This is a genomic window from Achromobacter sp. ACRQX (assembly GCF_022346505.1).
Lineage (GTDB): Bacteria > Pseudomonadota > Gammaproteobacteria > Burkholderiales > Burkholderiaceae_B > Achromobacter > Achromobacter animicus.
In genome coordinates this window covers 63,872-77,358 of record NZ_JAKRML010000012.1, presented here as the reverse complement: position 1 = coordinate 77,358, position 13,487 = coordinate 63,872, and the positions used below count along the sequence as shown (strand labels likewise).

Annotated in this window: 10 protein-coding genes; 6 read left to right on the top strand and 4 right to left on the bottom strand. The window is 65.7% G+C overall.

All coding sequences use genetic code 11. The features are described 5' to 3' along the window. Window positions 1–6 precede the first annotated feature (6 nt). Both MHZ91_RS13305 and MHZ91_RS13300 read right to left on the bottom strand, forming a co-directional pair. Window positions 7–2,301: a UvrD-helicase domain-containing protein gene (locus MHZ91_RS13305; protein WP_191575584.1), complete on the bottom strand. Its 2,295-nt coding sequence runs from the start codon at window positions 2,299–2,301 to the stop codon at window positions 7–9. Next, window positions 2,298–3,434, bottom strand: a complete 1,137-nt coding sequence (locus MHZ91_RS13300) for a fatty acid desaturase (RefSeq protein WP_370633069.1) — start codon at window positions 3,432–3,434, stop codon at window positions 2,298–2,300. Before MHZ91_RS13300 ends, MHZ91_RS13305 begins: the two co-directional genes overlap by 4 nt. Between MHZ91_RS13300 and MHZ91_RS28365 the strand changes: the two genes are divergently transcribed. Next, window positions 3,354–3,530: a hypothetical protein gene (locus tag MHZ91_RS28365; RefSeq protein WP_370633070.1), complete on the top strand. Its 177-nt coding sequence runs from the start codon at window positions 3,354–3,356 to the stop codon at window positions 3,528–3,530. The two genes, MHZ91_RS13300 and MHZ91_RS28365, sit on opposite strands and share 81 nt — an antisense overlap. A 493-nt stretch (window positions 3,531–4,023) precedes the next feature. Continuing rightward, complete coding sequence (locus MHZ91_RS13295) at window positions 4,024–4,251, top strand: hypothetical protein (RefSeq protein ID WP_239214023.1); 228 nt, start codon at window positions 4,024–4,026, stop codon at window positions 4,249–4,251. Here MHZ91_RS13295 and MHZ91_RS28360 read toward each other — a convergent pair. Together MHZ91_RS28360 and purN are read right to left on the bottom strand one after the other, a co-directional pair. Continuing rightward, window positions 4,235–5,662, bottom strand: coding sequence for an RsmB/NOP family class I SAM-dependent RNA methyltransferase (locus MHZ91_RS28360; protein ID WP_370647809.1), 1,428 nt, complete (start codon window positions 5,660–5,662; stop codon window positions 4,235–4,237). The two genes, MHZ91_RS13295 and MHZ91_RS28360, sit on opposite strands and share 17 nt — an antisense overlap. A gap of 1,060 nt (window positions 5,663–6,722) precedes the next feature. Next, the gene (gene purN, locus MHZ91_RS13285) at window positions 6,723–7,388 is read right to left on the bottom strand and encodes a phosphoribosylglycinamide formyltransferase (protein WP_239214021.1); all 666 of its coding nucleotides are present in this window, start codon (window positions 7,386–7,388) and stop codon (window positions 6,723–6,725) included. Window positions 7,389–7,534: 146 nt separating this feature from the next. On the opposite strand from purN, the gene MHZ91_RS13280 reads away from it, so the two are divergent. The 4 genes from MHZ91_RS13280 to coaBC all read left to right on the top strand — a co-directional run bounded on the left by MHZ91_RS13280 (window position 7,535) and on the right by coaBC (window position 13,360). Beyond that, entirely contained in the window at window positions 7,535–8,500 is a 966-nt protein-coding gene (locus tag MHZ91_RS13280; protein ID WP_175123439.1) for a bifunctional riboflavin kinase/FAD synthetase, read from the top strand. Further along, window positions 8,490–11,357, top strand: coding sequence for an isoleucine--tRNA ligase (gene ileS / locus MHZ91_RS13275; RefSeq protein ID WP_175123440.1), 2,868 nt, complete (start codon window positions 8,490–8,492; stop codon window positions 11,355–11,357). The genes MHZ91_RS13280 and ileS overlap by 11 nt, the downstream gene beginning before the upstream one ends. A gap of 2 nt (window positions 11,358–11,359) precedes the next feature. Next, complete coding sequence (lspA, locus tag MHZ91_RS13270; protein WP_218344749.1) at window positions 11,360–11,890, top strand: signal peptidase II; 531 nt, start codon at window positions 11,360–11,362, stop codon at window positions 11,888–11,890. A 273-nt stretch (window positions 11,891–12,163) separates the two neighbouring features. Next, a complete protein-coding gene (gene coaBC / locus MHZ91_RS13265; protein WP_175123442.1) occupies window positions 12,164–13,360 on the top strand; it encodes a bifunctional phosphopantothenoylcysteine decarboxylase/phosphopantothenate--cysteine ligase CoaBC in 1,197 nt (398 codons plus the stop codon). The last annotated feature ends 127 nt before the right edge of the window (window positions 13,361–13,487 follow it).

The window sequence follows — 13,487 nt, the reverse complement described above, 5'->3', positions numbered from 1 at the left end:
ATGTAGTCAACCCTGAACAATGTCGAGCTTGGCGATGCCCAGCGCCAACGTTTTGGCGCCTACGTCGCGGAAGTGGATTTCCGCCTGTGCGTCCTGACCCGCGCCGCTCAGACCGATGATGGTGCCGTCGCCGAAGCGCGCGTGACGGACGCCCTGACCCACACGATACTGCTTGTCGCCCACCGTGACGCCGGTTGCGACGCCACGGGGTTGACGCGGCGCAATGGTGTTGGTTGGCTTGCGGCCGAAGGCATCGCCCCGGTTGCCGCCACCCCAGCCCGCGCCCGTGGCGCTGATCGGCGCCAGTCCAGCCTTGGGTGTCAGCCACTTCAGATGCTGCTCGGGAATTTCGTCCAGGAAGCGCGAGCGCATCGCATAGCGCGTCTGGCCATGCAGCATCCGGCTTTGCGCCAGGCTGATGTACAGGCGCTGACGCGCGCGGGTGATCGCCACATACATCAGGCGGCGTTCTTCTTCGAGGCCGGCGGGCTCGAGGATGCTGTTCTCGTGCGGGAACAGTCCTTCCTCCAGGCCGGTGATGAAGACGGCGTCGAACTCCAGGCCCTTCGCAGCATGCACCGTCATGAGCTGGACGGCGTCCTGGCCTTGTTGGGCCTGGTTGTCGCCGGCCTCGAGCGCCGCATGCGACAGGAACGCGGCCAGTGGCGTCAGGTTGTCTCCCGCAACCGCCGGCGCGTCCACCACGCCCGGCATGAGCGTCGACGACGTGTCTTGATCGGGCACCACGCCGGCGGGCATGCCGTCGTAGTTTTCCTCGGACGCGAACACGGCCGCGGCCGTGATCAGTTCGTTCAGGTTCTCCAGCCGCTCGGCGCCTTCGCGCTCGGCCTTGTAGTGCGCATTCAGGCCACTGGCTTCGAGCATGTGCTCGACCATTTCGGGCAGCGGCAGCTCGCGCGTTTCTTCGATCAGGCGATGAATCAGTTGCGCAAACTGCGCCAGATTCGAACCGCCCTTGCCGCCGACCAGCGCCACCGCGCCATACAGGCTGGTGTCATGCTGCCGGGCGGCGTCGGCCAATTGCTCGAGCGTGCGCGCCCCGATGCCGCGCGTCGGGAAGTTGACCACCCGCATCCACGAGGTGTCGTCGTGCGGATTGGCCATCAGGCGCAGGTAGGCGAGCGCGTGCTTGATTTCCTGGCGTTCGAAGAAGCGCAGGCCGCCGTAGACCTTGTACGGAATGCCGGCGGAAAAGATGGCGTGTTCGATGACGCGCGACTGCGCGTTGCTGCGATACAGCACGGCGATTTCGCGGCGGTCGCTGCCTTCGTGGATGAGCGAACGGATTTCATCCACGATCCACTGCGCTTCCATGCCATCGGACGGCTGTTCGATGACGCGGACCGGCTCGCCTTCGCCTTGATCGGTCCAGAGATTCTTGCCCAGGCGGCCCGAGTTGTGACCGATGAGCGCGTTGGCCGAATCCAGGATGTGACCGTAGGACCGGTAGTTCTGCTCCAGGCGGATGACGGTGCCATGCGCGTAGTCGCGCTCGAAGTCGGCCATGTTGCCGACGTTCGCGCCGCGGAACGCGTAGATGGACTGGTCGTCGTCGCCCACGGCAAAAATGGCCGCGCCGCCGCCGGCCAACAGGCGCAGCCACTTGTACTGCAGCGTGTTGGTGTCCTGAAACTCGTCGACCAGGATGTGCCGGAAACGGCGTTGATAATGTTCGCGTACGGGCGCGTTGCGCGACAGCAATTCGTAGGCGCGCAGCAGCAATTCGGCGAAGTCGACCACGCCTTCGCGCTGGCACTGGGCTTCGTAGAGCTGGTAGATCTCGATCAGGCGGCGGCGATGGGCGTCGTAGGCCTCGACGTCCGGCGGACGCAGGCCCTCTTCCTTGGCGCCGTTGATGAAGCGCTGCACATCGCGGGGCGGGTATTTTTCGTCGTCGACGCCGTTGGCCTTCATGAGACGCTTGATGGCCGCAAGCTGGTCCGTGACGTCGAGGATCTGAAAGCTCTGGGGCAGACCGGCGTCGCGATGATGCGCGCGCAGCATGCGGTTGCACAGGCCGTGGAACGTGCCGATCCAGAGCCCGCGCGTATCGATCGGCAGGATCGCCGACATGCGCGCCAGCATCTCGCGGGCGGCCTTGTTGGTGAACGTGACCGCCAGCAGCCCAAAAGGCGAAGCCTGGCCGGTTTGAATCAGCCAGGCCATGCGGGTGGTGAGCACCCGGGTCTTCCCGCTGCCCGCCCCGGCCAAGACCAGGGCGTGCTGCGGTTCTAACGTTACTGCGGCGCGTTGTTCAGGATTTAGCTTCTCTAGCATCATGCCGCGTAGCGGCGCAGATGTTGAGCGAACTGCTCAAGCCCAGCGATGCCGCTTTGCTGGGCGCGCTGGCACCAGGCCTGCAGGTCGTGAAGGAGCTGTTCGCTGCTGGCGCTGGAGCTTTCCCAGATGCGGCCGAGTTCGCGGCGCATCTGCACCAGCGTCGACAGCGACTTGTTCTGGGCGATGGCCTTGTCCACGGCAGCCAGTTGCTCGGGCTGCAGGATATCTTCGTTGCGATGGATGGCGCGACGCACGCTGTGCAGCTTGGTGTAGCCGCATTCGGCGTTGCCTTCCTGGCGCGAAGCCTTCAGCTTGGCGAGTTCTTCACGGGCGGCGCTCTTGATCACGTCCGCATAGCGGGCCATGACTTCGTAGCGGTGCGTGATCACGCCTTGCAGCGTGCGCAGGTCGATGCCCGTGCGGGAGTCGTCCAGCTTGAGCTTGGGCGCAACCTTCTTGATCTTGGCCAGGCCAAAGAACTTCAGGATGTTGATGTAGCACCAACCGATGTCGAACTCGTACCACTTGGCCGAAAATTTGGCCGACGTGCCGTGGGCGTGGTGGTTGTTGTGCAGCTCTTCGCCGCCGATCACGATGCCCCACGGGAACACGTTGGTGCTGGTGTCCGGGCTGTTGTAGTTGCGGTAGCCCCAGAAATGGCCGATGCCGTTGACGACGCCGGCGGCCCAGAAGGGAATCCAGGCCATCTGGACAGCCCAGACCGTGACGCCGATCGCGCCGAACAGGGCGACGTCGATGGCGAGCATGGTCAGCACGCCCCACAGGCTGTGCTTGCTGTAGACGTTGCGCTCGAGCCAGTCGTCAGGCGTGCCGTGGCCGAACTTGGCCATGGTTTCCTTGTTGTTCGATTCTTCGCGGTACAGCTCGGCGCCGCGGAACAGAACCTTCCAGATGCCGAACAGCATGGGCGAGTGCGGGTCACCTTCCTTTTCGCATTTGGCGTGATGCTTGCGGTGAATAGCCACCCATTCCTTGGTGACCATACCGGTCGTCATCCAGAGCCAGAAGCGGAAGAAGTGCATGACAGCCGGATGGAGATCCAGACCGCGGTGCGCTTGGCTGCGATGGAGAAAAACCGTGACCGCAACAATCGTGATGTGCGTCACGACCAAAGTGAAAACGACGATCTGCCACCAAGTCGCTTGGGTCAGGCCGCCGGCAATGAAGGAGAGGATGTAATCCATAAAGCTGTTATGAGCCTCGCATGAGAAGGTGGCTGAAAGTTTAGCGTACCTTAGCCGTCTGATGACAATCTAGTTTCAAAATAGTTATTGAGAGAAATCAAGGACTAAGGCGCGGTTTTGAGCCAAAAAGCCGCCCTGCGAGCGCTTTGAGCGCGCGCAGAGGCTTTACTTGTGCGGTTGCGGCGGCTTTACCCAGAGGGGGACGGCCTGAAAATCGCAGTCGCACCGGGTTTTGGCACCATTTGGCGTTTAAAGTTCCAGTCAGGCAAACCCGCAGTCTTGAAGGCGCCACGATACCGGGGCACACTGCACCCCGTTCCGCCCGCCCACTGTCTCTTTTCTCCCACGAATGTCGCCCACCACAATGCGTCACCGTTTTTTAACCGTTTTGGCCGCGCTCGGTGTGGCGATATCCGCCCCGGCTTCAGCGCAAACGCTGAAGTCTGGGGACGTCGCCGTCCTGGCTTCTTACTATGAGATCCGCGGGTCGGACTGCTTGGCGCTGCGGGCGCCGCGCGTGTCGATCACCCAGATGCCGACGCTGGGCAAGGCCAGCATCCAGCAGACACGCGGGCAGTCCAATAATTCCGGGCGCTGCGCGTACAAATCGGTGCCGGTGGCGCAGATTGTCTACCAGGCCGACCAGCCGGGTTCCGATACCCTGTCCTGGGAAGTGAAGTACCAGAACAAGACCATCGGAACCCGCCGCTACAGTGCAACGGTGGGCGTTACGCCGGGTCCTTGACCGCGGTTTCCGTTTCTTTGACGTCGGAAGCTTTTACTTCGGCTTCCTCGACGGCGGTTTCCTCGGCAGTAACGGTCTGAGCGTCGGCGCCCGCTTGGGCTTCGGCCTCAGCGCCATCGGCCGCGTCGATCTGGTCGTCCTCGTCGGCGAGGTTGGCTTCAGCAGCCTCGGCGGCATCCGTCCCGGCGCCCTTCTTCTTGCGTTCGAACACAGCGGCAAAGAAGCCGTCGGTGCCGTGCAGATCCGGACGCAGTTGCACGTACGGGCCTTCCAGTTTCAGGGACTCGCAACGGGCGCCCAGGATTTCGGCGGCATCCACACGTTCGAAGTCCGGATGGCTGGCCAGGAAGCGGTCAGCCTGGACTTCGTTTTCCTCGGCCAGCAGGCTGCACGTGGCGTAGACCAGGCGGCCGCCGGGCGCAACGCAGCGCGCGGCGCTGTTCAGGATGCGTTCCTGGAGCTGCCCCAGTTCCGCCAGCGCCTCGGGGTGCTGGCGCCACTTCAGGTCCGGATTGCGGCGCAAGGTGCCGATGCCGCTGCAAGGCGCGTCGACCAGCACGCGCTGGGCTTTGCCGGCCAGGCGCTTCACACGGGCGTCGTTCTCGTTGTCGATCACCACCGGGACCACATTCGAGAGGCCGCTACGGGCAAAGCGCGGCTTGGCGCGCGCCAGGCGGGCCGCCGAGACGTCGAAGGCGTAGAGCCGGCCGGTCGACCGCATCAGCGCGCCCAGCAGCAGCGTTTTGCCGCCGGCGCCTGCGCAGAAATCGATGATCATTTCGCCACGGCGCGGGGCGACCAGCAGGGCCAGCAGTTGGCTGCCTTCGTCCTGGACCTCGATGCTGCCGTTTTCGAACTGGGGCCACCGGTTGATGGCGGGGCGGCCTTCCATCCGGATGCCCCAGGGCGAAAAAGGCATGGCCGTGGGCTCATACCGGCCCGCGCCTTGTTGCAGTTCCGCCAGCATGGCGTCGCGCTCGGCCTTGAGCGGGTTCACGCGCAGGTCCAGGCTGGCCTGGCGGTTCAGGGCTTCCACAAGCGTTTCCGGGCTTTCCATGGCGCTCAGGCGCTCGTCCAGCCAGTCGGGGATGCTGCCGCGCACGGCACGGGGCAAGGTCGCGACGTCGATACGCGTGACCCGTTGCAGCCACTCTGCCTCGGCGGCGTCCATGCCCTCCTGCAGGAACTCGGCGCCCAGGGTCGCGTTCAGGCCCAGGATGGCAAGACGGCGCGACGCGGGGCCAACACCGCTTTCGCCGTACTGGCGGTAGCGGCGCAGGTGGCGTAGCACGTCATAGACGGCCTCGGCGACTTCGGAACGGTCGCGCGCGCCCAGGTTCGGGTGATGGCGCAGCCAGTGCGAGAGCGCGGCGTCGGCCGGATAGGTCCATTGCAGGATTTCGCCCAACACGCGCTGCACCTGATCGATGCGGATGGCCGCATGCGACAGGCGGGGCCGATTGGACTGGGGCTTTTGCGGGGCGTGATCGCGCTCGCCTCCACGCGACTCGCCGCGCTGGCCGCCGAAGGAGGAGCGGGAATCCGAACGTCCCTGCTCATCACGGCGGTCGTGGCCGTACGAATTGCGTTCACCGCCACGGCTTTCGCTGCGATCCTGTCCATACGAACCGCGTTCGCCGCCACGGGCACCGCCGCGATCTTGTCCATAGGAGCCGCGACCCTCGCCCCGCTGGCCGCCGAACGACGAGCGCGAGTCCGCGCGTCCCTGACCTTCACGGCGGTCCTGGCTGTAAGAACCGCGTTCGCCGCCACGGCTTTCGCCGCGATCCTGGCCGAAGGAGCCGCGACCTTCGCCTCGCTGGCCGCCGAACGACGAGCGCGAGTCCGGGCGCCCCTGACCTCCACGGCGATCCGGGCTGTACGACCCGCGTTCGCCGCCACGGCCTTCGCCGCGATCCTGACCAAAGGAGCCCCGGCCTTCGCCACGCTGGCCGCCGAACGACGAGCGGGAGTCCGGGCGTCCCTGGCCTTCACGGCGATCCTGGCTGTACGAACCGCGTTCGCTGCCTCGGCCTTCGCCGCGATCCTGACCATAGGAACCACGCCCTTCGCCGCGCTGACCGCCAAACGACGAACGCGAATCCGGGCGTCCCTGCCCTTCGCGGCGGTCCTGGCTGTACGAACCGCGTTCGCTGCCACGGCCTTCACCGCGCTGTCCGCCAAACGACGAGCGGGAGTCGGGGCGGCCCCGGCCCTCGCCGCGGTCCTGGCCGTAGCCGCCGCGATCGCTCGTGCGCTCGTCGCGCGCGCGGTCGCCGGATTCGGCCCGGTCACGCGGCGCCGGTTTGCGGGCGTCGCCCTTGGGACGCGAGAAAAAAGACCGGCCGTCGCGGCCTTCCGAGGCGGCGCCGAAGGAGCCGGCCGGGCGGGAACGCGGGGATTGGGGTTTAGTCATGGTGTATTCCAGTAGGGCGGAAGCGTTCCGCCCGAAAAATGCTTTTCAGGGCCGTTCAAGCGGCCGGCGACCAGGAAAAAAGGCGCACGGGGTCGCCCTGGACGGCCACGCGGTGATCGTTTGTCAGGGTAACCCGGCCTTCGGCAAGCCAGCGAACGGCAGCCGGAAAGGCCTGGTGCTCCACGGCCAGCACGCGCTCGGCCAGCAAGTCAGGCGTGTCGCCCGCCAGGACCGGCACGCAGCCCTGGGCGATGATGGGCCCGTGGTCCAGCACCGGGGTGACGAAATGCACCGTGCAGCCATGCACGCGCACGCCGGTGGCCAGCGCCTGCGCATGGGTGTGCAGGCCGGGGAATGCGGGCAGCAGCGAGGGGTGGATGTTGACCAGGCGGCCGGCGTAATGATTGACGAAGCCGGGCGTCAGCACGCGCATGAACCCGGCCAGGATGACGTAGTCGGGCGCATAGCGATCGATTTCGGCGGCCAGCGCGGTATCGAAGGCTTCGCGGCTGGCGTAGTCCTTGTGATACAGGGCCGCTGTGGGAATGCCCTGCGCGGCGGCCCATTCGAGGCCGCCGGCGTCGGGACGGCTGGCGATCACGGCGGCGATTTCCGCCGGCCAGTGTTCGTCGCGGCAGGCCTCGGCCAGCGCCTGCATGTTGCTGCCCCGCCCCGAGATCAGGATGACGAGGCGGCGCTTGATAGAAGAAGTTTCCGGCAAGATGAACAATTCCAAGGGAAAACGGGCGGTTCCGGTCCCGAAATCAGGCGCGCGCCCTGCGCACGCCGTGCCCGCAAAGGCGGCTGAGCACCCCCTGCGGGCGGGATACGAACAAACCCGTAATCCAAAATTGTAAACTCTCGCTCGTGAAACCATCGCTGCGCATCTACCGATCCCTGCCCCCGCCCGAACGGCGCGCCCCCTGCGCGCTGACAATCGGCAATTTCGACGGCGTCCATCGCGGGCACCAGGCCATGCTTGCCCGCGTCTGCCAGGTGGCACGCGAACGCGGGCTGACGCCGGCCGTGATGACGTTCGAGCCGCACCCGCGGGAGTATTTCGCCACCCTCAACCAGCGTCCGGAACTGGCGCCGACCCGCATTTCGGGGTTGCGCGACAAGCTGGCCGCGCTGGCGCGCTACGGCATATCGCAGGTCGTGGTCGAGCGGTTCAATGCCCGGCTGGCTGAAATGTCGGCCAACGCCTTCATCGAGCACCTTCTGGTGCAGGGGCTGCAGACCAAATGGCTGCTCGTGGGCGAGGACTTTCGCTTCGGGCACAAGCGCAGCGGCGATATCGACCTGCTGCGCGAAGCCGGCATGGTGCATGGCTTCGAGGTCCAGACGCTGGCGGACGTGACCGACCGTCAAGGTCACCGCATTTCCAGTTCCGAGGTGCGCACCGCGCTGGCCGTGGGCGACCTGGAACGCGCGCGCCATCTGCTGGGCCACCCGTTCCATATCAGCGGGCACGTGATCCACGGCCAGAAGCTCGGCCGTACGCTCGGCTATCCCACCATGAACCTGCGTGTGGCCGAACGATGCGCCGCGCGGTCGGGCATCTACGTCGTGCAGGTTCATGGGCTGGCCGACCGCGCGCTGCCGGCGGTGGCGAGCCTGGGCGTGCGCCCGACGGTCGAGGACCGCGGCAGAGTGCTGCTTGAGTCACACCTGCTCGACGAGTCCGTCAACGCTTACGGTAAACTCGTACGCGTTGAGTTCCTGCAAAAGCTGCGGGACGAAGAAAAATTTCCTGATCTCCCTTCCCTGACTGCCGCCATCGCCGAAGACGCGCGAAACGCGCGCGCCTATTTTGCCGTTCATGGACTATAAAAAGACCCTCAACCTGCCCGACACCCCCTTCCCCATGCGGGGCGACCTCGCCAAGCGCGAGCCCGCCTGGATTGCGCAATGGGAGGAAAACCACGTCTACCAGGCGATCCGTGCGGCCAGCCGCGGCCGTCCGCGCTTCGTGCTGCATGACGGCCCGCCCTATGCGAACGGCGACATCCACATCGGCCACGCGGTCAACAAGATCCTGAAGGACATCATCGTCAAGAGCCGCAACATGGCCGGCTATGACGCGCACTACGTGCCGGGCTGGGACTGCCACGGCATGCCCATCGAGATCCAGATCGAAAAGAAGTACGGAAAGCACCTGCCCGTGGCGGAAGTGCAATCCAAGGCCCGCGCCTACGCCCTCGAACAGATCGATCGCCAGCGCAAGGACTTCAAGCGCCTGGGCGTGCTGGGCGAGTGGGATCGTCCGTACATGACGATGAACTACAGCAACGAGGCCGACGAGATCCGTGCGCTGGGCCGCATCCTGGACAAGGGCTACGTGTTCCGTGGCCTGAAGCCGGTGAACTGGTGTTTTGACTGTGGCTCGGCGCTGGCCGAGGCTGAAGTCGAATACGCGGATCGCGTGGATCCCGCCGTCGACGTCGCGTTCCCGTTCGCCGACCACAAGCGGCTGGCCCAAGCCTTCGGCCTGGATTCGGTGGACGACGGCGCCATCGTGATCTGGACGACCACGCCCTGGACCATTCCGTCCAACCAGGCGCTGAACGTCCATCCCGAAATCGAATACGCGCTGGTGCGGGTCACTTCGGCTGCCACGCCCAAGTTCGGTCCCCTGCTGCTCATCGCCAAGGAACGCGTCGAAGCCTGCCTGAAATCGTGGGACCTCGAAGGCGAAGTCATCGCCACGGCGCCCGGCGAGGCCCTGTCAGGCATCGAGTTCCGACATCCGCTGGCGCAGTTCAACGCCGCCTACGATCGCAAGGCGCCTGTGTACCTGGGCGACTACGTCACGGCAGACTCCGGCACCGGCGTGGTGCACTCGGCGCCGGCTTACGGTATCGAAGACTTTGTGTCGTGCAAGGAGCACGGCATGAAGGACACCGACTTCATCAGCCCGGTGATGGGCGACGGCAAGTACGTGGACAGCCTGGCGCTTTTTGGCGGCCTGTCGATCTGGGACGCAAACCCCAAGATCGTCGAAGCGCTCAAGGAAGCCGGCGCGCTGATGCACGTCGAAAAGCACAAGCACAGCTATATGCACTGCTGGCGCCACAAGACGCCGATCATCTACCGCGCGACCAGCCAATGGTTCGCGGGCATGGATGTCGCGCCCAAGGACGGCAGCCCGACCCTGCGCGAATCGGCGCTGGCCGGCATCGACGCCACGGCGTTCTACCCCGCCTGGGGCCGCGCCCGTCTGCATGCCATGATCGCCAACCGTCCGGACTGGACCCTGTCACGCCAGCGCCAGTGGGGCGTCCCGATGGCGTTCTTCGTGCACAAGGAAACCGGCGAACTGCATCCGCGCACGTCCGAATTGCTGGAACAGGTGGCGCAGCGCGTCGAACAGGGCGGCATCGAGGCCTGGCAGGCGCTCGATCCCCGCGAGCTTCTCGGCGACGAAGCCGACCAGTACGAAAAGAACCGCGACACGCTGGACGTATGGTTCGACTCGGGCAGCACGCACGCCACGGTGCTGGGCGGCAAGGACGGCGAATTCGCCGGTTCGCATGGCGCCGAACTCGCCTGGCCCGCCGACCTCTACCTGGAAGGCTCGGACCAGCATCGCGGCTGGTTCCATTCGTCGCTCCTGACCGGCTGCATGCTGTACGGCCAGCCGCCGTACAAGGCCCTGCTGACGCACGGCTTCGTGGTGGACGGCCAGGGCCGGAAGATGAGCAAGTCGGTTGGCAACGTGATTGCCCCGCAGAAGGTCTCCGATTCCCTGGGCGCCGAAATCCTGCGCCTGTGGGTGGCCTCCACCGACTACTCGGGTGAGCTGTCGATCTCGGACGAGATCCTCAAGCGTGTGGTGGAAGGCTATCGCCGCATTCGCAACACCCTGCGCTTCCTGTTGGCCAACCTGGCTGACTTCGATGCGGTGTCGCAATCGGTGCCTTACGGCGAACTCTTCGAGATCGACCGTTACGCGCTGGCCATGACGGCGCAGATGCAGTCGGAAGTACAGGCCAACTACGAACGCTACGATTTCCATCCGGCCGTCTCGCGGTTGCAGACGTTCTGCTCGGAAGACCTGGGCGCGTTCTACCTGGACATCCTGAAAGATCGCCTCTATACATCGGCCCCCGACAGCCGCGCCCGCCGCTCGGCGCAGACGGCCCTGCTGGACATCACGCAGACGCTGCTCAAGCTGATGGCGCCCATCCTGTCGTTCACGGCGGAAGAGGCCTGGAAGGAACTGGTTGCGTCCGCCCTGAAGAACCAGGCCGACGCCGCCCGCGCCACGATCTTCACCGAGGTCTATCACGTGCTGCCGCCGTTTGCGGACGCCGATGCCCTGACCGCCAAGTGGACGCGCCTGCGCGCCATCCGCGCCGAGGTCCAGCGCAAGCTGGAAGAAGTGCGTACGGCGGGCGATATCGGTTCGTCGCTGCAGGCCGAAGTCGACCTGTACGCCAACGGCGAAGACCAGCAACTGCTGGCCAGCCTGGGCGACGACCTGCGCTTCGTCCTGATCGTCTCGCGCGCCGCGGTGCACGCGGGCGAAGGTGACACCCGCATCGAGGTCACGCCGTCGGCCCACAAGAAGTGCGAACGTTGCTGGCACTGGCGTCTTGACGTCGGCCAGGACGCCGATCATCCCGAGATCTGCGGCCGCTGCGTGTCCAACCTGTTTGGCTCGGGCGAAGCCCGCGACAAGGCTTGAACATGGCCCGCCCCGCCGAACCCGGAGTGACGGGCACCGCCCCCGCCCGCGCCGCGCCCGCGCGCGTGGGTGGCTGGCTGGCGCTGGCGTTGCTGATCATCGTGCTGGACCAGTTGACGAAGGTCTACTTCAACACGTCATTCCAGTACGGCGAGCGCGTCAACATCCTGCCCTTCTTCGACTTCACGCTGGTGTTCAACCGCGGCGCCGCCTTCAGCTTCCTGGCGTCCGAAGAAGGCTGGCAGCGCTGGTTGTTCACCGGGCTCGGTGTCGTGGCGGCGGTGGTCATCGTATGGATGCTGCGCCGTACGCACGGCCAGCCGCGTTTCAGCCTGGCGCTCACGCTCATCCTGGGCGGCGCCATCGGCAACGTCATCGACCGCGTGGTGTATGGCCACGTGGTGGACTTTCTGCTCTTCTACTGGAACGACTGGCAGTTCCCCGCTTTCAACATTGCGGACGTCGGTATCACCTGCGGCGCCGTGCTGCTGGTGCTGGACGAACTGCTTCGTGCCCGCAAGCCGCAAGCGTGACGCGACAAGGGGGGCAACGCCCCCCCTTTTTTCACCGCCTTTTTGCAGTGCCTCTTTGCAACGCCTTTTCGAAGCGCCTGCTTGCGCCCCCATTCAGCAGCCCTCTTTGCGCCCCTTTCTGCTTTCATCAGGCCTACCCATGCTGCGCCTTCCGCGGCTTTCATCCGGTTTGATGCCCCCTCTAATGCATGACGAACGGCGCATTGCGGCAATGCAGAATAAAATCCCTGTCACTTCCACGATTACGCGGCGCTAACCCGCCGCTCCGTCCTCATGCTCGATCTCGCCCGCAAACGCATCGTCCTCGGTCTGACCGGGGGCATCGCCTGCTACAAAATCGCCGAGCTGGTGCGGCGCATGACCGAACAAGGCGCCACGGTGGACGTGGTGATGACCGAGGCGGCCACGCACTTCATCACGCCGGTCACCATGCAGGCACTGTCGGGCCGCCCCGTATTCGTGGACGCCTGGGATGCGCGCGTGCCCAACAACATGGCGCACATCGACCTGACGCGCGGCGCGGACGCCGTGTTGATCGCGCCCGCCAGCGCCGACTTCATGGCCAAGGTGGCACACGGCATGGCCGACGACCTGTTATCCACGCTGTGCGTGGCCCGCGCCTGTCCGCTGCTGGTGGCGCCCGCCATGAACCGCGAAATGTGGGCCAACCCGGCCACGCAGCGCAACGTCGAAACCCTCCGCGGCGACGGCGTGACCGTGCTGGGACCTTCGGCGGGCGAACAGGCCTGCGGCGAAACCGGCGACGGCCGGATGCTCGAAGCCCATGAGATCCTGACCGACCTGATCGCCTTCTTCCAGCCCAAGCTCTTGGCCGGCCGCCACGTGCTGCTGACCGCAGGCCCCACCTCTGAACCCGTGGACCCGGTGCGTGTGCTGAGCAACCGGTCTTCCGGCAAGACGGGCTATGCGCTGGCGCGCGCCGCCCGCGAGGCCGGCGCCCGCGTCACCCTCATCACCGGCGCCACGTTCCTGCCCATCCCGCGCGGCGTAACCGCCCTGCCCGTCACCACCGCGCGCCAGATGCACGACGCCGTGATGGCCAGTGTGGGCGATGCCGACATCTTCATCGCCGTGGCCGCTGTAGCCGACTGGCGGGTCAAGAACGTCAGCACGCAGAAGCTGAAGAAAACCAGCGAAGGCGGCGGCGCGCCGCTAATGGAATTCGAGCCCAATCCGGACATCCTGGCCGAAGTGGCCAAGCTCGAAAATGGCCCCTGGTGCGTGGGCTTTGCCGCCGAAACGGAAAAGCTGGCCGAGCACGCCGAAGCCAAGCGCACGCGCAAAGGCATCCCGCTGCTGGTCGGCAATCTGGCGCACAAGGTCATGGACGCCGACACCACCGAACTGGTGCTGTTCGACGCGCAAGGCACACACCCGCTGCCCGCCGGCAACAAGCTGGATGCCGCGCGCCGTCTCATCGCGGAGATCGCGGCGCGCATGCCGGCCTGACGCGGTGGCGCATTGCCGCGCGTCATGCTCCGACAAGCCGCCGCCTCTTCTCCGGCGCTCCAATAAAAACCGCCAGGCCCTCTCGGGTCTGGCGTTTTGCCTTACAGCGGTTCAAGCCGCTTGCGGC

Excerpts from the sequence above, each read along its gene's own strand:
- MHZ91_RS13305 (WP_191575584.1), bottom strand. The coding sequence starts at position 2,301 with ATGATGCTAGAGAAGCTAAATCCTGAACAACGCGCCGCAGTAACGTTA.
- ileS (WP_175123440.1), top strand. The coding sequence starts at position 8,490 with ATGGACTATAAAAAGACCCTCAACCTGCCCGACACCCCCTTCCCCATG.
- MHZ91_RS28365 (WP_370633070.1), top strand. The coding sequence starts at position 3,354 with ATGGAGATCCAGACCGCGGTGCGCTTGGCTGCGATGGAGAAAAACCGT.
- coaBC (WP_175123442.1), top strand. The coding sequence starts at position 12,164 with ATGCTCGATCTCGCCCGCAAACGCATCGTCCTCGGTCTGACCGGGGGC.
- lspA (WP_218344749.1), top strand. The coding sequence starts at position 11,360 with ATGGCCCGCCCCGCCGAACCCGGAGTGACGGGCACCGCCCCCGCCCGC.